The sequence below is a fragment of the Tenacibaculum sp. M341 genome (assembly GCF_004337695.1).
In the GTDB taxonomy this organism is placed as follows: Bacteria; Bacteroidota; Bacteroidia; order Flavobacteriales; family Flavobacteriaceae; genus Polaribacter.
This window is the reverse complement of the sequence record NZ_SJXJ01000007.1, coordinates 228553-249223: the sequence shown is the minus strand read 5'-3', so window position 1 is coordinate 249223 and position 20671 is coordinate 228553. Positions and strand designations below refer to the sequence as shown.

Genomic DNA, 20671 nt, shown 5'->3' with positions numbered 1-20671 from the left:
ATGAAGTTTAAAATCAATCAGTAATAGCAAGAATCATTATTCAATATTCATTATCTTTATAAACGAATTAACGGAACTTAAACATAATTAATATGTTAGAAAACAACGACAACAATGTAGAGGAAAACGTAAAAAATACGTTAGAAAATCAAGTATCTGAAGAAACTCAAACTGCTGTAAATGAAATAGAAGACGTAGTAGCTGAGAATTCTGAAAAAGCCGAAGAAGCAGACAAAATACCAATGTTAGATTATGCTTCTATGGAACTTGAACAACTTGTTTCTGAATTAAAAAAATTAATTAAAAACAATCCAATACAACTAATTAAGCCTAATGCAGATAGTATTAAAAGTTCTTTTAATATTAAATTTGGCAAATTGTTGTCTGAAAAAAAAGAACAGTTTTTAGCTGAAGGAGGAAATTCTATTGACTTCCAATTTTCAAGCCCTGTAAAGTCTGAATACAACGCATTGTTGAAAGACTATAAAACCAAAAGAGATGCATATTACTCTCAGTTAGAAAATCAATTAAAAGATAATCTTGAAAAAAGAAATACTTTAATTGAAGAATTGAAGCTTTTAATTGAAAATGCTGATCCAAAAACAATGTATAATGAATTTCAAAAAATTCAAGAACGTTGGAAAGCAATTGGTGGCGTACCTAGAACTAAATATAATGATACATGGAAAATTTATCATCACCATGTAGAGCGTTTCTATGATTTATTACACTTAAATCAAGATTTTAGAGAGCTAGACTTCAAACATAACTTAGAAGAAAAACAAAAATTAATTACAAGAGCTGAAGCTTTAATTAACATTGATGATGTGAATGTAGCTTTTAAAGAGTTACAAGAATTACATCGTTTATGGAAAGAAGAAATAGGGCCTGTTGGTAGAGAGTTTAGAGAAGATGTATGGAACAAATTTAGCGAAGCTACCAAAAAATTACACGATAAAAGACATGATTATTACAGAGATGTAAGATCTAAGCATCAAGAAATCATTGAAGCTAAATTAGTTATTGTTGAAAAAATCAGTAATTATGATTTCTCTAGTAATAAAAATCATAAAGATTGGCAAAGAAGTATTAGAGAGATAGAAGCTCTAAGAAAAGAATATTTTGATGCTGGAAAACTTCCTTACAATAAAAGTGAGGGTGTATGGCAAAAATTAAAAGAAGCAACTAAGCGATTTAATAGTGCTAAAAATGCTTTTTACAAAGTAGAAAAATCTTCTCAAACCGAGAATCTTAAAAAGAAAATGGAATTAGTTGAACTAGCTGAAAGTCTTCAAAACAGTGAAGATTGGGAGACTACAACTAATACTATGAAGCGCATACAATCTGATTGGAAAAAAATTGGTCATGTGCCTAGGAAGTTTTCTGATGAAATTTGGAATCGCTTTAAAACTGCTTGTAATGGATATTTCGATAGATTAAATTCTCATAGAAATGGTGTGAGTGAAGAGATGGAAGCTGTGGTTGTTAGTAAAAAACAATTTATAGAGTCATTTAAAGAAAATGATAGCTTAACTATTGAAGAAATTCAAGATGCTATTGCTAAATGGAGAGAATTAGGTTCTTTACCTAGAAATGCTCGTCATTTAGATGGTAAATTTAATAAAGTTGTTGATGCACATTTAACGAAATTAAATCTAGGTCGTGAAGAAATAGAGATGATGAAATTTAGAAACGTTATTGATAATTATTTAGCTCAAGAAGACTTCAGAAAACTAGATAGTGAGCAATTCTTTATACGTAAGAAAATCAGTGAAACTGTTAGAGAAATGCAACAGTTAGAAAATAACTTAAGCTTTATTTCTAATGCTACAGAGGATAATCCTTTAGTTCAAAACGTTCGTAAAGGAATCCAAGAATTTAAAAATGAACTTGATATCTGGCAATTAAAACTAGATTATATTAAAAAATTAGACTACTAATTTTTTAGTTAATTGTAATAATATAAATATAAAACCCCATCAAATTGATTTGATGGGGTTTTAATTTCTAAAAATCTAATGCTTTTATAATACTCTCACATTAACTGCATTTATTCCTTTTTTTCCTTGTTGAAGTTCAAATTCGACTTTATCATTCTCTCTGATATCATCAATTAAACCAGAAACATGTACAAAATGTTCTTTGTTAGTTCCTTCTTCTGTAATAAATCCGAATCCTTTTGAATCGTTGAAGAATTTTACTGTACCTATACTCATATAAAAAATTAATACGTTACTTATTTTATTACAAGTAACTGTTTGTTAATTACAAATGTAATGCCAAAATATATTTTACACTAAAAAAAGTCGTTGAAATTCAACGACCTTTTTTATTTATCTTATCTCTTTATTGAGACTTTGTACTTTACTTACTTTCTTTTAAAATAATAAGTAATAGCATCATTTAAAAATTGATCTCTTTCTTCAATTACTAATTCAGTAGCTGTAACTTCTTTTACTACTAAATCATCAAAAATTCTTTCTCCTAAATCAAATTCTTGATTGTTTCCTGCATCTAATAAATCTCTAAACTTAAAAACAGCTATTAATAACTCATTATCATCTTCATCGTAAGCCCAATTACCATCTCTTTCTTCACTTCTTACTTCTGAATCATAATACACTAACTCACAATTTGCAACTGTTTCGTCATAATCCAATTCAGCTATTTCATCGTCTATTCTATCAGTATATGTACCATCTTGACTCATAGAAAATGTAACTTCTCTATTAATTTCTTTACTATAATCCGAAATCGCAATCTGATCTCCATTCTGACAATCTACTTGCTCAATAACACCAACTTCTCCTTCTACTCTATCTAATACCCATTCTCCTACTAAATCGGCATTTCCTCCCCAAGATTCAATAACAACACAAACTGTTTCTATAACACTAATGTTATTATTTTCATCGTAAAGACATATTTCATAGCAAAACTTACCTGCAGGTATAGTACTATTGAAATTTACATCTATAGAACGATCATCTACTTGTACTTTAGCTACAGTATTTTTTGTATTGTTAGAAAATAAAGCTGTTTTATTTCCTGATTTAAATCCAAAACTTGAGCTTGGAATGTCAAAATAACTACTAGTTGGATTACCATCTGCATCGTTTACACGAACATAAGCTCCTGCTATTTGATCATTCGAAGAGAATTTGATAGAAAACCCTGTACCTTGAATTCCTGTCGTTTCTGTTTTGTTTAAAGTAAAATCTAAAGATCCACTTGGAGACGGTGGCGTACCAGTAATTTTGTTCGCTCCAGGAATAGACATTCCGCTTTCTAATAAATTTAAAGGAATATTTGTATCCTCTGAAGCATTTTGTTCGTCGGCAATTGTTTCTCCATTATCAACTGGAGGTGATGTTGTATCATCACTACAAGAGATTAATAAGGTTGAAAATGAAATTGCCATAGCAAATAAAAAAGTATTGAACTTCTTCATGATTAAATTTTTTAAGTTAACAGCTACGAAAATATTATTTTTTTATAAATATTAAAATTATAGCACAAAAAAACCATTGATTATCAATGGTTTTTTATATTATTATTAAACTATATTGGTTACTTAAAATTAGTATCCATTTTTAAGTAATCTAAAAATTCTCTTTTCGTTTCTTTATCTTTAAACTTACCACCAAATTCAGCAGTAACCGTAGAACTCTCAATATCTTTAATACCTCTTGAGTTTACACACAAGTGCTTTGCATCAATTACACATGCAACATCTTCTGTACCTAATGCTTCTTGCATTGATTGAACTATTTGCATAGTTAAACGCTCTTGTACCTGTGGTCTTTTAGCAAAATACTCTACAATTCGGTTCATTTTAGATAAACCTATTACTTTTCCGTTAGATATATATGCTACATGAGCACGACCAACTATTGGTAATAAATGATGCTCACAAGTAGAATATACGACTATATTCTTCTCAACCAACATTTCACCATAATTATACTTATTGTCAAATGTTGATGCTTTAGGCATATTTTTAGGATCTAATCCCATGAAAAGCTCATTAACAAAAGCTTTTGCAACACGCTTTGGCGTTCCACGTAAACTATCATCAGTTAAATCCATTCCAAGTGTTATTAGAATATCCTTTACACTTTCCTGAATTCTTTCAATTTTTTCTTCATTGGTAATATCAAAAGCATCAGCGCGCAATGGTGTTGATGCAGATGTAGCTATATGATTATCTCCAATTTCGTCGATTCTATCGTCTTTCATATTAGTTGTACTCTCAAACATCTTTTTTTGTTTAACATTATACTATAAAGATAAAACAAAAAAATGTTTTTATTCTATTTTTTTAATAATTTCACTAATCGTTAATAAATTTTGTTCTCTAGTTTCACAGTTTTTGAACATAAATTTATCACCTTCAACATCAGTAACTACATATTCTATAGCCCTCTTATCAACATATTTCCATTGTTTCTTTTGTTGATTGTTACTTTTTGCTACGTCTGGATATAATTCTGATTTAATTCCATTTGCACGTAATTCTGCAATCGCTTGAACTTTTTGTAAGCTCTGTTCTTCGTTAAAATTTAAAAATAAGACTTTAGGTTTTGGTAATTCTACCGTTTCAAATAAACCTAATTCTTCCATCACAAGGTAAATTCTATCTAAACCAAAAGATATACCTACACCACTTACATCTTTTAATCCGAAAATACCTGTCAAATCGTCATATCTTCCACCGCCACCAATAGAACCTAACTTAACTTCTTTAGGTGCGGCTACTTCAAAAATTGCTCCAGTATAATAGTTCAATCCTCGTGCCAAAGTAACATCTAGTTCTAAAATTGCCGTTTTTAAACCTAACTTTTCAATATTACTGATAACAAATTCCAATTCTTTTACTCCTCTCATACCTTCTTCAGAAGTAGCTAACATTGTTTTTAATGAATTTAATTTATCTGTATTGGTACCTGTAAAATCAAATAATGGTTGCACTTTATTAATGGCTTCTTCAGAAATTCCTTTTGATATCATTTCTGCTGTAACACCATCTTTACCAATTTTATCTAACTTATCTAAAGCTACCGTAAAATCGATTAATTTATCTTTTGCACCAATAACTTCTGCAATTCCTGAAAGAATTTTACGATTATTGATTTTAATGGTCGTTCCTTTTATATTTAACTTACTAAAAACACCATCGTATAATTGAACAAATTCAACTTCTTGCCATAACGATTTACTACCTACTACATCTGCATCACATTGATAAAATTCTCTGTAACGACCTTTTTGAGGTTTGTCTGCTCTCCAAACTGGTTGTATTTGGTAACGTTTAAACGGAAATGTAATTTCGTTTTGGTGTTGTACTACATAACGAGCAAATGGCACTGTTAAATCGTAACGCAATGCTTTTTCAGATAACTCACTAGATAAGAACTTACTATTTTTGTATAATGCACTTAAAATATAATTGGATATTTTAGATATTGAAGATCTTTTTAAAACTGAAAAATAATGTTCAAAGTTATCTTCTCTTAAATTAGGATTACTATTAAACTCAATAATTTTATCTATTATCCTTTTTCTTCTATCTGATTTATTTAATTCATTAAATATTAATTCTGCACCAAAATCATTAATACTCTTAAAGACATATTTGTATTGTCTTACAATCAGCTCGAAATTTTTTTCTATATTACTTTTGGTATCATTTTTAATTCTACCAATTAAATTTCTGTAAATCTCTACTATAAAATTATTAATTTCAATTCCATATTTGGAATTTACTTTCATATAATCTCCAGAGTTTAAAATTTTAAAAATCAAACGATCTCCTTCTTCTCCATACTTACCCATAAGAGTATCTGAATTTTCAAAACTTGGTGTTTCTATAGGTTGAAAACCAAATAACTCAAAAGAATGCTTTATTGTATTGAATATATAATTTCTTCTAGCTACTTGTGTTGATGAAAAATCTCTTGTCCCTTTTGGAATTTCTGGTTTCATATTTAATTATGAATTTTTTAATTTTCAATTTTAAGTGTGATTCTGCAAACTTATAATTGAAAAATTATATTTTTAAAATTAGTTTGCAAATATCTGAATTTATTGGCAGTTTATGAAGTTTTATTTCGATGTTTTAACTGGTAAATAGCTGCGTTTAACTCAAACCCTAACAACAGTATAATTGAGTTTAACCAAACAAATAACATTAAAATTAATAATGTACCTATTGAACCATATAACTGGTTGTACTTAGCAAATTTCACTACATATATTCCGAATAAATAAAATGTAAATAACGACACCACTGTTGTTAAAATAGCCCCTGGTGAGAAGAATTTTATATTACTTCCTTGTTTCGTTCCATATCTAAACAACAATGCTACAATAGTATATATCATTATTAAAAAGATTAAACCTCTACCTAAATAAAATAAATTCAACTCGTCTGTATCAAACCAACCTATTTTATTGATTCTGATTAATGCTATTTGATATAGTATAATTAATGACACTGTTATAATTAAAAAGAAACACATTAACAATGAAACTGCTAATGATACAATGTAGGCTTTAAAAACATTTCTGAATTCTTTTACATGATAGGAATATTCAAATCCTCCAAAAATAGCATTGACTCCATTTGTCATTAAAAATATAGACCCTAAAAAACCAAAAGATAATAACCCTCCATACTGGTTATTTAAAATATCTTTTATAACTCCGTCAACAGCATCAAATGTTTTAGGTGGCAAACCTTCTCTCATTAAATCGAATAACGTCGTTTGAAAACCTTCTACTGGAATATATGGAAGTAGTGTTAATATAAACAGTAAAAAAGGAAAAATAGCCATAAAAAAACTGAATGCAATCCCTCCTGCTCTAGTTGTTAAAGCTCCTCTAACAATTCCGATTACATACATTTCAATAACATCATACAAAGACATTCCTTCTAGTCCAGGGATTTTAATCTTTTTCCCTAGTACTACCAACCAATTTATTACTGGAATTTTTTCAAGGCTTTGTTCTATTTCTTTCGACATTTTTTGTATTTGGTCTTTTTTAGTGCAAATGTTTATAGATTCCCTCTAATTTTCAATTTCAAAGGTACGAAGGTTTTCAGTTTTTTCTATTTTTTATACTGATATAAAACACAATTAGAATACTATTTAAAAAGATTACTCTACTTTTATTTTATACTTTTCTAATAAATTAACCACATTATCTTTTGAAAAAACTGCTTTTTCTAATTTGTTAGTTTCAATATTTATAGAAAAGTTACTTGATGTTTTAAAATTTACACTTCTTAAATCGGTTTCTTCAAATACAGATCCGAGTAAATCACAATTATCAAAATAACTGTGCTGTAAATCTGCCTGAGAAAAATCTACTTCTCTAATGCTACATTCTATAAACTGAAAATTTTGTGCTTTTAATTGATAAAATGAAGCGTAATCTAGTTGACTATTGGTAAAATTTATCTTTAATAAAAAAGGATCTATTTCATAAAACTTTACTCCTAATAATTTTGAGTTTATAAAGTGAACTTCTTTAAAACTACTCTCTTTCAATCGGGTATTACTTAAATTACAATCAATAAAATCACAATCTAAAAATTCAGAATTTACAATATGCATATCAGAAAAATCGCAATTCTGAAAAGTACAAGAATCAAAATCTGATCTGCTAATTTCTTCGTTTGTAAAACTTCTTTTTATAAATGTTTCACTATCGTAATAATCGTTCATTAAATAATTTTTTACTCTTGTAAAATATACAAATAATGTTATAATAGATGATAGCTATTTGATACGTTCATTATAAATCCAAGAAATGATCATTTCATCTGACATTAACTTTCCTATTACTCTGTATTTAGAATGTGCTATTGGGCTGTAAGAGTTTAATTTTTCTGAAACTACACCTTTCTCTGGTTCGTAATAATCGGCATGTATAAACCTAACTTTATCATTATTCACATAAATATACCCTGTATGTGAATCGAGTCCTACCAAATACAAACCATTACCAGCGGTTTTCAAATATTCTTCAACCTCAATAACAGGTTTATTCACAAATCTTTTTATTTGTTCTTTTGATAATTTTTTAATGAATACCTCTGAAGCAGATTGCGCCCATTTTATTCTAGGAATATTAAAACCAACATCTGTTAATGTATTTGTTATAAAATATCCACAAGCAATGCTACCTTTCTTCGGAGTTCTTGTCATTCCACTAAAACTCCATTTAGTACCGTGCCAATAAGAAAACACTTCTTCTGCTATATTTTTTATTAAATACGCTCTAGCTTCTTTTACAATCTTCTTTTTAACTGCTGCATTTGAAGTTTTATAAGCAATATGAAAACTATCTCTTTTAGATATTACTTCTTCTAAAAAAACGACATATTCTTTTTTAATTTCCGGGCTAACTTTTGATTTTTCTTTTGTTGTTACTGAACAAGCAATTAGAATTGTTAGTATGAGTAGTATAGTTATCTTTTTCATATGCTTTTTCTTTTGTAAATATAACTTCTTTTTTCTTTAATTATTCATAGTAAACTTGTGTTCTATTACTTTTCCATTATCATAAGTTATAAAACCAAAAAGTTCTTCTTCTTTTAAAATCAATCTCATTTTTTTCAAATATGTATACTTTACTTCTTCTGGATTGGAATGAATTTTAATTTCATTATTTATAAATTCCCATTTGTATTTAAACGAATAAGAATAAGTTTCTTTATCACAACTAGAAATTCCTTTTTCTATAAGTTTTACTTCTTCTTCAGAAAATGTAACAACGATATAAATTTGTTCTCCTGCACAAGGATTATCATCTGGAGTTTCTTCACATACTGAATTAACATTGGCTGAAAATGTGTTACCCAATAGATTTAGATCTGATTTTTGTGCTTGAATTGTAATTACTATCAATATAAAAATCAAGTTTAATTTCATTTCCCTGTTATTTACATTCTTTTAATACTTCTTTTTATATATCCAATACCTATAACTATTATAGAAATTATCATGATGATAATAAAACTCAAAATACTAAACATCCACCAGTAAAAATCAAATCCATGAGAATAAGCAGTTCCTTGAACTACTCCAGAAATAGTTCCTGTAATGAATGCTACAGTTGACATTTGCTGAAAATATTTTTGGGGATTGATAAAAGCTCCATTTTTTCTTAAACCTAAAATAATGGCACCAACAATAGCTAATAAATTGATTAAACTGTAAATCATTTTTGTTATAGAATATGATATAAATTTACTGTTATAAAACGAAAAACGATCAGAAGAATTTAATTCTGATCGTTTGTAATTAATATTTGTAAAGAAATATCGTTTTTTAGTAAATACTAAAGTATCATAATTTGAAGCTAAAAATTATTTCAATCCTCTAGCTTTTAGCATTGGAGTTGCTTGAGGATCACGTCCTGCGAACTCTCTATACATTTTTGCATAATCCATTGTATTTCCTTTAGATAATACTTGTTTACGGAATTTATCTCCATTCTCTCTAGTTAATAATCCGTTGTTTTTAAACCAATCATATGCATCATGACTTAACATTTCTGTCCATAAATATGAATAGTATCCAGCTGCATAACCTCCACTAAAAATATGAGCAAAATATGTTGAACGGTATCTTGGTGGAATTTCATCAATCTTTAATTTCATTTTAGCCAAAGCTTCTTCTTCAAACTTAGCTACATCTTTAATTTCTGTATCAACACCTATTGTGTGCCATTGCATATCTAAATTAGAAGAACATAAATTTTCTATAATTGAATATCCTTGATTAAAAGTTCCTGCTTCTTTTATTTTCTTTAATAATGCATCTGGAATCACTTCTCCTGTTTTATGGTGTAATGCATAATTATTTAACACATCTGGATGCGTTGCCCAATTTTCATTTACTTGTGATGGAAACTCTACAAAATCTCTTGCGGTACTTGTACCTGAAATTGATGCATATTTTTGATTTCCAAATAAACCATGTAAAGCATGTCCGAACTCATGAAACATTGTTTCTACCTCATCAAAACTAATTAAAGCTGGTTCTCCTTCTGCTGGTTTTGGTGAATTACATACGTTGTATACTACTGGTTTTTGATTTCTTAACTTAGATTGCTTTACAAATGCACTCATCCAAGCACCTCCACGTTTACTATCTCTTGCAAAGAAATCTCCATAGAACAATCCTAGCTTACTTCCATCTTCTTCAAAAATCTCATATACCACAACATCTGGATGATAAACAGGAATATCTGTACGCTTTTTAAAGGTTAATCCATATAACTTTTTAGCAGCAAAAAATACTCCTTTTTCTAATACATTATTAATTTCAAAGTATTGTTTTACTTCTTCTTCATCTAAATTATATTTTGATTTACGAACCTTTTCAGCATAATGATTCCAGTCGTAAGGAGCTAATTTAAAATCACCTCCATCTTTTTTAATTTCTGCTTGAATTTCTTTTATTTCTGATGCTGCTTTGTCTAATGAACCTGGAATTAAGTTTTTAAACATTTCAAAAACTTTATCTGGAGTTGTAGCCATAGTTCCTTGCAAACTCCAACTAGCATAATTATCAAAACCTAAAATTTTAGCTTTTTTAGCACGTAAAGCAACCATTTCAGTTACTAATTCTCTAGTATCAAAAGCTCCTCCTTCTGCTCTGTAAATAGATTTTTTAAATAAATCTTCTCTAACTTCTCTATTTTGTAAAGTTTGTAAAGATGGTTGTTGTGTTGTATTAATTAATTGAATTTCATAAGTACCATCTTCTTTAGCAATAGATTTAATTTTTTCTTCTGAAAAACCTTTTAATTTGTCTTTATCAGAAATAACAACACCACCTTTTTTACTTGCATCTAATAATTTTTTACCAAAATCATTTGATAAACCAGCTATTTCAGCATTTATCTCTTTTAATTCTTTCTTTTTATCTTCTGATAAATTTGCACCTGCTTTTACAAAATTCTTGTAATATTCTTTTACCAAGTGCTTAGATTCTGCATCTAAATCAGCGCTTTCTAAACTGTTGTAAACAGCTTTTACTCGTTCAAATAACTTTGTATTTAGTAAAATTTCATCTCCGTGTTTTGAAAACTTTGGAGCTAATTCTTTTTGATTTTCTCTAATTACATCATTTGTATGTGCACCTGCTAAAGCAGAAAACACTGCACTTACATTATCTAATGTTTTACTACTTTCTTCTAACGCTAATATGGTGTTATCAAAAGTAGGTGCTTCTGTATTTGCTACAATTTTTGCTATTGCTTCATTTTGAACTTCCATACCTTTTAATATAGCAGGCATAAAATGTTCATTTTTTATTTTTGTAAAATCTGGAGCACCATAGTCTAAAGTACTCTTTTGTAATAGTGGATTTTCAGTTATTTCTGTAGCTGCCATATCACTGTTTTCTTTTTTAGTTTCGTTAGTATTACAACTTGCCATAAAGGCTAAAGTTGCCACTAACATTATGTGTTTTTTCATTCCGACTTGCTTATTAATTTATGTATTGTATTGTTTGTTAAGTTTTGAATATTTGCTGTAATTTTTTCTATTGACCAATTCCACCATTGTATTTTCAACAATTCTTCTATCGTTTCATCGTCAAAGCGTTTTCTAATTTCTTCTGCAGGATTCCCTCCTACTATTGTGTACGGAGGTACATCTTTTACTACAGTTGCATTGGTAGCTATAATAGCACCATCACCAATTGTTACTCCAGCCATTATAGTAGCGTTATGTCCAATCCATACATCATTTCCTACCACTATATTTCCTTTGTTTGGATATGATTTACCTTCCATCGCTTTTTCCCATCCATTTCCAAAAATTGCAAATGGATATGTAGAGATAGCATCTGTTAGATGGTTTGCTCCATTCATTATAAAACTAACACCAGAAGCAATCATACAAAACTTACCTATAATCAACTTATCTCCTGTAAAGTCAAAGTGATATTTTACGTTCTTTTCAAAGTTTTCTACATTTTCAAAATCATCATAATAGGTGTAATCACCAACTATAATATTCGGATTTTTAATTACGTTTTTTAAAAAGCAAAGTCTATTATAATTCTCTAAAGGAAATTGTGTGTCTTTATCTGGTCCAAACATTTATTAATGTTTAATTAAATATACTTTTTCATCTAAAACCATTGTCGTTTTTCTATTACATCCACCAAACAAATTTGCCAGCATATATATTTCTTTCTTTTTTGTTTTTATTTTTAATAAATGAACATAATATCCTGTTTCTATAGTTTTAAATGCTATTGTGTTTTCTTTTACATTAGAATTTGAAACAGGGACTTGATTTTTGAGAGACGGAATTCTATCAACTTCTATGGGTTCTTTTTTTAATGTTTTGAGTTTATCTTGATTAATTAAATAGCCTTGATAAAAATCACTATACACTAAATTTTCAAACTCTTGCTGTATTTGTAGTATTTCATATGCTAACCTTTCATTTTTATCTGATTTTATTTCGAGTGTAAAAACACCTGAACCGCAAGCTTGCGCTACAGCTAAAACTTGATTCAATAAAAAAATTAAAAGCCAGCATTTAATCTTCACTAGTCAACAGCTTTTAAACTTAAGTCCATATTGTAAACAGAATGAGTTAAAGCTCCAGAAGAAATAAAATCAACACCACATTCAGCATACTTACGAATTGTTTTCTCGTTAATACCTCCTGAGCTTTCTGTTAAACAAGTATCACCAATTAACTCAACCGCTTTTCTAGTATCTTCATAATTAAAATTGTCTATTAAAATTCTGTAAACACCTTCATTTGATAAAATTTCTTTAATCTCTTCTAAATTTCTAGCTTCAACAATAATTTTTATATCTAAATTTTTCTCTGCTAAATATTTTTTGGTCTTTATTATAGCCTGAGTAATTCCGCCTGCAAAATCAATATGGTTATCTTTTATCATTACCATATCGTACAACGCAAATCTGTGGTTCTCTCCTCCTCCAATTTTTACTGCCCATTTCTCTAAAGCTCTAATTCCAGGAGTTGTTTTACGTGTATCTAATACTTTTGTTTTTGTACCTTCTAACAAATCCATAAACGAACGTGTTTTAGTAGCAATAGCACTCATACGTTGCATTGCATTTAACACTAATCGTTCTGCTTGTAAAATTGATTGCGATTTACCTGAAACATACAATACAATATCTCCGTATTTTACGCTCTCTCCATCATTTATTAAAGTTTCAATTTCTAAATCTGCATCTACATATTTAAAAACCATTTTTGCAAATTCTACTCCTGCAATAATACCTTCATCTTTTACTAATAACTTAGCTTTACCTGTTGCTTCCGCAGGAATACAAGATAATGATGTGTGATCTCCATCACCTATATCTTCTCTTATTGCATTGCTAATTATTAACGCTAACTCTTTATTAAATTGTTCTTTTGATATCATTTTTTAGATTGATTTTATATCTTTTTTATGATTTTATTTTTTGCAAAATATAGTAGTAATAGTACTGTAAATATAAGTAAATAGTCAAACATTAAATTTTTAAGATTCCACCCAAAATTAGTATGCGGACAATCAACTATAAACTCTTTATAAAACGTAAAAGGAAAACCTATTCTAAATTCGTTTAATTGAAAATGTTTAGTTAGAGGTGAATGAATTGTATTTAAAACAGTTAAAAACGAAACTGTACAAAAAACAAGTAATGAAAGTAATACTACTTTTAAAAAAGATTTCATTTATTAGATTCTACTACAAAAATACAGATTTTTGATTGTTGAAAATGATTCTTTACAATAAGAAACTTAAATATACGGTATGAAAAATGGGTATAACCTTGGCACATAAAACCACGATTATACCCATAACATCAAATAAACTACAAATAATAAAACAATATTGTTAACTAACTCTAAATATTAACTATCTAGATTGATTTTTATATCCAAAGTAGAATACAGTTAATCCAATTAATCTTTTAGCTTTTCGCACATTTCCTTTCATAGCATAATAATGTGCAATATCCATTAAAAACTGAACTGTTCTGTTTCCTTTATTCTCTTTTCTTAGTTCATAAATGTAAAGAGGAATCCTCAAATCTTCTTTACTAAATGATACACCTGAATATTTTTGTAATAATCTTAAATGTTTAAAACCAAATTCCTCTGTTGGTTCAATTTGCGTACCTTCTCCAAAATCATTCCAAGTAGCTACTTGAATAAAATCTATAGGATGACTCATCGACTCTTTAAACGATTCTTTAAACGTTTTTAAGTTGCGCCCCTTTACTCTCCAATCATCTGCCGTATCAGGCTTCCAACCTCCTTCAATATAATAATCATTAAACCTTGGATAAGCTACTCCACCAACTGTTCTAGAATTAAAATCTACAACATTTGTAAAATAACTAGACAATGTTTCTACATGATTTCTATCTATCCAAGCATACTCTCCTGTAGCATCTTCTGAACTAATTCTATCAGAAGAATCCCATAAAGTTAAAACTTCTGCTTCAGTTTTCATTGCATCAAAAATCACACTCCAATCATCTGGATTATCTATATAATTTGGTCCAAAAATCATTAACAGAGGATTTTGTTCTATTTTTATATAACTGCTGTTTGTAAAGTAGGTTTCTTCAATATACCTAATATCGTCAATTGCTTGCCTTGTTTGTAATTCTGTTAAATTTATTCTAGACTGAACGTCAATAACCCTGTCTTCATACATCACAGCAAACTCTAAATTGGTTTTCTCTAATTCTCTTATAAAATTTTCCATACCAACTTTTATGTTTTCAAAATCGAGTACATCTCTCGAGCCATACCAATCAAAAATAACACCATCAACACCACATAATTTCATCAATAATAAATGGTACTGCTGCAAATATTTATCGTTTGTAGAATATGGACCAATTAGTGGATAATAATGAGAAGCTATTTCTCTTTTACCTTTCTTGTTTTTTACATCTGGATTTTTATTTGTCATTGTCCAATGCTGACCCCAAAAACCATCAACCTCTAAGGTTTGGAACCATGGCATATAATGCACATATAACTTTTTTCCAGATTTAGTAGCTCTTTGCATTCCTCTTGTTGTGTTAGTAGTAACAAGAGTTAAATCCGTGTTCTTTTCTTCTTCAATTACTCCGGATAGATCATAATCCTCAAGCTCATCCATCCATACTTTGTAAAGCTCTTTTTTTTCTTCTTCTTCTAAAATAGCGTTTTCAATTTCTAGTTCGTTCTCTGTTGAACATCCTAGAAGTAGGACTAATATTAAATTAATCCCCATTAGTCTAATAACCTTCATATACATCATATTTAAAAATTAATTTCAATATCATGCCCCCTCACCGTAAAAGTATTTAAAAAAAATGCATTAGCATACGGGAAAAAAATCCTTTTTTAAATTAATTTCGCCCCTAAATGGAATAAAATGAAGATTAAATTACTTGCAATTGGTAAAACTGACGATAAAAACCTTATTCAGTTAATTGAAATGTATCAAAAAAGATTGAAACATTATGTAAAGTTTGATTTTGAAGTGATTCCTGATATAAAAAATGCTAAAAATCTTTCTGAAGAACAACAAAAAGAAAAAGAAGGAAATTTAATTTTATCTAAAATTCAAAATACTGATCAACTAATTTTATTAGATGACAAAGGAAAACAATATACTTCTGTAGAATTTTCATCTTTTCTTCAGAAAAAAATGAATTCTGGTATAAAACAATTGATTTTAGTTATTGGTGGTCCTTACGGATTTTCAGATGCTGTATATAAAAAAGCAAATGGGAAATTATCATTATCTAAAATGACATTTTCCCATCAAATGATTCGTTTATTTATTGTTGAACAAATTTACAGAGGTTTCACTATTTTAAAGAATGAACCTTATCATCATGAATAAACTAATTCTTTTTTATTAATTTCTGCACAAGCAAAGTAGATTAGTAAAATTTCTAATAACTGCATTGGAAAAATAATTGATAATGATTTTTCTGCAGAAAGCATTAGTAAAAACAATCCTGCAATTATTTCTACAACACCCGTTACTAAAGCAAACACTCCTATTTGTTTGTGTAATAATGCTACACTTATTCCTAACATTACTGTAAGCAAACCAAACAAAAGCATCTTAATTATTAGGATAAAATAAATCCATTCAAATAGCATAAAGAGAGCTGCAATCTCTATTACTCCAAAAACTGAAAAAGTAACTATGGTTATAATGGAAATAATTGTTAACAGATTATTTTCATAAACTTTACCTAATGCAGTAAAACCTCTCATAAAAAAGAAAAAAGTTGTAATGCTTATTACCTTTACCAATGCTAAAATAATGGTACTAAAAACAGATACTTCGTGCTCTATTCTAAAATATTCACTTGTAAACTCTACAAACCCAAAAATAAAATATACAATTCCTAAAATCCAAGATAGTTTTAATACCTTTTTTATGTTTACAGAAGAAACTCCTAAAGTAGTTTCAAAATTTACTTTTTTTATTTTTTCTTCAACAACTTCATATTCTTCTCCAAGTGCATTTAATATTGTTTTAATTGTATAGCTTCTCGGTGATGTTTCACCTGCTTCTATTCGTTGAATAGTACGAACATTAATATTGCATTTTTCAACAAGTTCTTCTTGAGTTAATCCTTTTTGTTTTCTTAATTCAAAAATCTTTTTTCCTAAAGCTGGCTGTTTCATAATATAGATATTTTTATTTTTCATACAATCTTACTTTAGCTTTTGGTTTTTATAAAACATTTCCTCTGATTTTGACCTGACATTTACCCGACATTCCAGCTATTACTAGCTAAACACAAAGTTAAAAAGTGAATTGCTAAAAAAACAAAACTTATTAAAAACTTTAATTATTGCCATTAAAACAAAGTGATAAACACTAAAAAAGATCTTAAAATATAAATTCTAAGACCCTTTCTACAAATAATAATTTTATGTTTTTAATTAAACACGCAATAAACATTTCCCGTAGATCCTACAGCTGTTCCTTTATAAATTTTTAAATGATTACAATTGCCCACTACATAAAATTTAGAGACACATACAGGCAGTCCGCAAGTATTTATAGGAATTCCTAAATACCCTCCTACTATTGTTTTACTTTCTTCTTTTTTTAATAAAATTGCTCCTTTAATTTCTTTTAAGATGTTTTTCTTCATTTTTAATAGGTTTTAGATTAATTCTTTTAAATCTATCTAATTAGCAAACTATTACCAAATCTACATTACTACGAAAACGTTTTTTTGTTAATAAATAACCTTCTATTTATGAATTACTTAAACTGGTTTAAATTCAAAAAACTACTAATTCCTCTTATAAGTCTATATCTTCGTAAATTTGCAATGAAACATCATAATAGATTTATATGAAACTTGTTTTTGCAACAAACAATCCTAATAAATTACAAGAAGTACAAAAAATGCTTCCGCCATCTATTCAATTATTATCTTTAAAAGATATTGATTGTTTTGATGAAATTGAAGAAACAGCTATTACATTAGAAGGAAATGCTAAATTAAAAGCAAATCACATTACTGATAAATTTGGTTATAACTGTTTTGCGGATGATACTGGTTTAGAAGTAGAAACTTTAAATAATGAACCTGGTGTTTATTCTGCTCGTTATGCTGGTGAGCCTGCAAATGCCGAAAACAATATGAACAAATTGCTTACCAACATGAGTGATGCATCTAATAGAAAAGCTCAGTTTAGGACTTCTATTTGTTTAAATTTAGATGGTAAACAATTTTTATTTGATGGAGTTTGTAAAGGAGATATTTTAACTCATAAAAAAGGGGAAAAAGGTTTTGGTTATGATCCAATTTTTTCTCCTGAAGGGTATGATACTTCTTTTGCTGAAATGTCATCAGAACAAAAAAATAAAATTAGTCATAGAGGATTAGCTATTCAAAAACTTGTTTCTTTTTTATCTGAATTATAAATCTAAAACATAAACACATGAAAAAAATTATATATACTACACTTTCATTGCTAATGACAACTTCTGTTGCTATTGGTCAAAAATCAGTGTCTCCAACAAAATATGCTGAAACAATAACCGCTAAAGATTTAGGTAATCACTTATTTACATATGCTTCTGACGAATTTGAAGGAAGAGATACTGGAGAACCTGGACAAAAAAAAGCGGTTAATTATTTAAGAGACTTTTACATTAGTCAAAAAATAGCATCTCCTCTTGGTGGTGATAATTATTTTCAAAACGTTCCTTCTGAATACTTAAGCAACAACAGGAGAAGAATGAAGTTAAATGACTCTGAAAATGTTGTAGCTTTTATAAAAGGTACAGAAAAACCTGATGAAATTATTGTAATATCTGCTCATTTAGATCATGAAGGGGTAAAAGGTGAAGATATTTACAATGGTGCTGATGATGATGGATCTGGTACTGTGGCTATTTTAGAAATTGCTCAAGCTTTTAAAAAAGCTGCAAATGATGGTTATGGTCCCAAACGTTCCATTTTATTTTTACATGTTACTGGTGAAGAAAAAGGTTTATTAGGGTCAAGGTTTTATACTGAAAACCCAATCTTTCCATTAAAAAATACTGTTACCGATTTAAATATTGACATGATTGGTCGAATTGACAAATTTCACAAAGAAAATCCTAACTATGTATATTTGATTGGTTCTAATAAACTAAGTACAGATCTTCATAAAGTATCTGAAGAAACTAATAAAAAATATATGAATATTAATTTAGATTATAAATACAATGATGAAAATGATCCTAATCGTTTTTACTATCGTTCAGATCATTATAATTTTGCTAAACATAACATTCCAGTTATATTTTATTTTAACGGAACTCATGCTGATTATCACAAACCAACTGATACACCAGACAAAATCAATTATAATTTATTAGAAAACAGAACTCGATTAATTTTTTATACTGCTTGGGAAATAGCAAACAGAGAAAAAAGATTAGTTGTTGATAAAGCTAACTAATAAAAATAATTCAATAAAAAAATCCGTAGAATTTACTTCTACGGATTTTTTCTTTTAATGTTGATAACAACGTTTACTTTCATTTCTTGTACGTCTTTTACACCTTCTACCAGACTTAGTTTTTCCTGTACACTGAACTACAATTCCTTTTTTTTCAGAATTAAAAAAAGAATTCATTTTTTTAATTTCTTTACTTTTTTCTTTGCTTTTTACTGGTTTACAAACTTTACATGGTAAATATCCAAAATATAAAGTTCTTTTTAATGGTACTGCTTTTTTTGAATACTTTAAATAATTACACGTTTTCTTATGGTACTTCTTCCCTGTTTTTGTTATGTAAACTGTTTGAGAATTTACTACAACAAATAAAAACAAAACTATTAATAATAGAAACCTTTTCATTCTACTGGTATTCTAACTCTTTTTTCTCTTATCTTTAATTTCACTTTATGTAAGGTTAAATAGTTAGGTTCTTTTCTTTGTCTATTATAAATTACATCATGATATTCTTTTACCTTTTTAACAGCTACAACCCTTATATTGAACCCTATACCTCTTGTAAGATTATCATTTTGTAAGCCAATGTAAAATATGATTCCTTTTAATTGATCATTTCTACCAAATACAGCTCTTCCTTTTCCTTTATCGAAGGAAAAAAATTTGATCATTCAGAAAAGAAAGAACATTGTTATAATTACTAATAAAATAATAAGCATAGTTCAAAATCATAATTTATGTTATTTAAGCATAAAATTTGAAATTGTTTTCTCCATATGAATTGGTAAATCAGCTCCATATATTTCATACTTTTTTACCCCCATATCTTCTAGCCATGCTTTCCAAAAAAAGTGTAATACATCTTGACCATAAGGATTCTTTTTATCATGATTTTCTAGGCCTATAACTAAAACTTCTAAATCGTTCAATTGATCTGTAGCTGGAAGAAACCCTATATTTTTTTCTTCTATTCTATGTTTCCAATCACTCTTGTTTAAACCTAAATTTCTTATAACACTAGGAGTAATGTAAGATCTCTTATTTGCTTCCTTTATTTTAGTATGTTCATGATACATATAGCCATCAGTGAAAATAATTAAGATATTTCTATGACAAGTATCAATACAATATCGTTTTACCTTGTCCTTAAAAAAACGCCAAGTATCCGAACCTAAATATTTACCTTCCTTTTTAGCTAACTGATAAATTTCTTTTGGAATTTTTTTATAATTCTGTCTTGCTTTTTCTATTGACTCCTTTGAAATATTTTTAGAAAAAGACACTCTTAACTCTTTTGATTTCTGATTGATCGTTTGATCTTGTGGCTCTGGTTCAAAATAAATTTGAATTTCATCATTCATTAATACTATTTTTTTCTGCTGAACATGCTCAATAAAATTTGATGCTATTGTATTAATATTTCCAAGATCTCTATTTACATACTCCATTGTTGGATTCGGGTATTTTAATTCATCAATTCTATCTGAAAGATCCAGGAGAATACTCACATTTAAATTATTTTCCTTATTCTTAAAAATATAATCAGGACAATCAACTTTTAGTGTAGACATTTGCTCGTTATTTATCTCTTCCTCTACTTGTTTTACATCATTATTATTTTTACATGATAGCAACAAGAAAAAAACCGATGTGTAAATAATTGCTTTCATAGTT

At 28.2% G+C, this 20671-nt stretch carries 23 protein-coding genes; 4 read left to right on the top strand and 19 right to left on the bottom strand.

Translation table 11 applies throughout. From position 1 onward, the window contains the following. Positions 1-92: 92 nt before the first annotated feature. Positions 93-1940, top strand: a complete 1848-nt coding sequence (locus EYW44_RS10090) for a DUF349 domain-containing protein (RefSeq protein ID WP_132723540.1) — start codon at positions 93-95, stop codon at positions 1938-1940. An 84-nt stretch (positions 1941-2024) separates the two neighbouring features. On the opposite strand, the gene EYW44_RS10085 is transcribed toward EYW44_RS10090, so the two are convergent. From EYW44_RS10085 to EYW44_RS10020, 14 genes are all read right to left on the bottom strand, one after another. Further along, positions 2025-2216: a cold-shock protein gene (locus EYW44_RS10085; RefSeq protein WP_132723539.1), complete on the bottom strand. Its 192-nt coding sequence runs from the start codon at positions 2214-2216 to the stop codon at positions 2025-2027. A gap of 152 nt (positions 2217-2368) precedes the next feature. Next, positions 2369-3451, bottom strand: a complete 1083-nt coding sequence (locus tag EYW44_RS10080; RefSeq protein ID WP_132723538.1) for a hypothetical protein — start codon at positions 3449-3451, stop codon at positions 2369-2371. Between the two features lie 119 nt (positions 3452-3570). Beyond that, positions 3571-4260 carry a GTP cyclohydrolase I FolE gene (gene folE, locus EYW44_RS10075; protein ID WP_243643636.1) on the bottom strand — a complete coding sequence of 230 codons (690 nt, stop codon included), beginning with the start codon at positions 4258-4260 and terminating at the stop codon, positions 3571-3573. Between the two features lie 48 nt (positions 4261-4308). Then, positions 4309-5985 (bottom strand): histidine--tRNA ligase, encoded by a 1677-nt coding sequence (gene hisS / locus EYW44_RS10070; RefSeq protein WP_132723537.1) that lies wholly within the window; start codon positions 5983-5985, stop codon positions 4309-4311. Between the two features lie 110 nt (positions 5986-6095). Continuing rightward, on the bottom strand, positions 6096-7025 hold the full coding sequence (locus tag EYW44_RS10065; protein ID WP_132723536.1) for a YihY/virulence factor BrkB family protein: 930 nt from the start codon (positions 7023-7025) through the stop codon (positions 6096-6098). Positions 7026-7160: 135 nt separating this feature from the next. Beyond that, positions 7161-7730, bottom strand: coding sequence for a pentapeptide repeat-containing protein (locus EYW44_RS10060; RefSeq protein WP_132723535.1), 570 nt, complete (start codon positions 7728-7730; stop codon positions 7161-7163). A gap of 54 nt (positions 7731-7784) precedes the next feature. Beyond that, entirely contained in the window at positions 7785-8489 is a 705-nt protein-coding gene (locus EYW44_RS10055) for a hypothetical protein (RefSeq protein WP_132723534.1), read from the bottom strand. Positions 8490-8525: 36 nt separating this feature from the next. Continuing rightward, positions 8526-8939: a hypothetical protein gene (locus EYW44_RS10050; RefSeq protein WP_132723533.1), complete on the bottom strand. Its 414-nt coding sequence runs from the start codon at positions 8937-8939 to the stop codon at positions 8526-8528. Between the two features lie 11 nt (positions 8940-8950). Continuing rightward, entirely contained in the window at positions 8951-9232 is a 282-nt protein-coding gene (locus EYW44_RS10045) for an acetyltransferase (protein WP_132723532.1), read from the bottom strand. 144 nt (positions 9233-9376) lie between these two features. Further along, positions 9377-11494 (bottom strand): M3 family metallopeptidase, encoded by a 2118-nt coding sequence (locus EYW44_RS10040; protein ID WP_243643635.1) that lies wholly within the window; start codon positions 11492-11494, stop codon positions 9377-9379. Next, positions 11491-12123, bottom strand: a complete 633-nt coding sequence (locus EYW44_RS10035) for a CatB-related O-acetyltransferase (RefSeq protein ID WP_132723531.1) — start codon at positions 12121-12123, stop codon at positions 11491-11493. The genes EYW44_RS10040 and EYW44_RS10035 overlap by 4 nt, the downstream gene beginning before the upstream one ends. 3 nt (positions 12124-12126) lie before the next feature. After that, complete coding sequence (locus tag EYW44_RS10030; RefSeq protein WP_132723530.1) at positions 12127-12549, bottom strand: hypothetical protein; 423 nt, start codon at positions 12547-12549, stop codon at positions 12127-12129. A 32-nt stretch (positions 12550-12581) separates the two neighbouring features. Continuing rightward, on the bottom strand, positions 12582-13442 hold the full coding sequence (gene nadC, locus EYW44_RS10025) for a carboxylating nicotinate-nucleotide diphosphorylase (protein ID WP_132723529.1): 861 nt from the start codon (positions 13440-13442) through the stop codon (positions 12582-12584). A gap of 480 nt (positions 13443-13922) precedes the next feature. Further along, positions 13923-15314, bottom strand: coding sequence for a glycoside hydrolase family 71/99-like protein (locus tag EYW44_RS10020; protein WP_165872198.1), 1392 nt, complete (start codon positions 15312-15314; stop codon positions 13923-13925). Positions 15315-15440: 126 nt separating this feature from the next. Between EYW44_RS10020 and rlmH the strand changes: the two genes are divergently transcribed. Continuing rightward, complete coding sequence (rlmH, locus tag EYW44_RS10015; protein ID WP_132723527.1) at positions 15441-15914, top strand: 23S rRNA (pseudouridine(1915)-N(3))-methyltransferase RlmH; 474 nt, start codon at positions 15441-15443, stop codon at positions 15912-15914. On the opposite strand, the gene EYW44_RS10010 is transcribed toward rlmH, so the two are convergent. Then, positions 15905-16714: a helix-turn-helix domain-containing protein gene (locus EYW44_RS10010; RefSeq protein WP_132723526.1), complete on the bottom strand. Its 810-nt coding sequence runs from the start codon at positions 16712-16714 to the stop codon at positions 15905-15907. The two genes, rlmH and EYW44_RS10010, sit on opposite strands and share 10 nt — an antisense overlap. A gap of 257 nt (positions 16715-16971) precedes the next feature. Then, positions 16972-17190, bottom strand: a complete 219-nt coding sequence (locus tag EYW44_RS10005; RefSeq protein ID WP_132723525.1) for a hypothetical protein — start codon at positions 17188-17190, stop codon at positions 16972-16974. Positions 17191-17396: 206 nt separating this feature from the next. Here EYW44_RS10005 and EYW44_RS10000 point away from each other — a divergent pair, with 206 nt between their 5' ends. Together EYW44_RS10000 and EYW44_RS09995 are read left to right on the top strand one after the other, a co-directional pair. After that, the gene (locus EYW44_RS10000) at positions 17397-17972 is read left to right on the top strand and encodes a non-canonical purine NTP diphosphatase (protein ID WP_132723524.1); all 576 of its coding nucleotides are present in this window, start codon (positions 17397-17399) and stop codon (positions 17970-17972) included. Between the two features lie 17 nt (positions 17973-17989). After that, positions 17990-19000 (top strand): M28 family metallopeptidase, encoded by a 1011-nt coding sequence (locus EYW44_RS09995; protein WP_132723523.1) that lies wholly within the window; start codon positions 17990-17992, stop codon positions 18998-19000. A gap of 54 nt (positions 19001-19054) precedes the next feature. On the opposite strand, the gene EYW44_RS09990 is transcribed toward EYW44_RS09995, so the two are convergent. The 3 genes from EYW44_RS09990 to EYW44_RS09980 form a co-directional block, all read right to left on the bottom strand. Then, positions 19055-19402 carry a hypothetical protein gene (locus EYW44_RS09990; RefSeq protein WP_132723522.1) on the bottom strand — a complete coding sequence of 116 codons (348 nt, stop codon included), beginning with the start codon at positions 19400-19402 and terminating at the stop codon, positions 19055-19057. Then, the gene (locus EYW44_RS09985) at positions 19399-19668 is read right to left on the bottom strand and encodes a hypothetical protein (protein ID WP_132723521.1); all 270 of its coding nucleotides are present in this window, start codon (positions 19666-19668) and stop codon (positions 19399-19401) included. Before EYW44_RS09985 ends, EYW44_RS09990 begins: the two co-directional genes overlap by 4 nt. Positions 19669-19737: 69 nt before the next feature. Then, positions 19738-20667 (bottom strand): hypothetical protein, encoded by a 930-nt coding sequence (locus EYW44_RS09980; RefSeq protein ID WP_132723520.1) that lies wholly within the window; start codon positions 20665-20667, stop codon positions 19738-19740. Positions 20668-20671 lie beyond the last annotated feature (4 nt).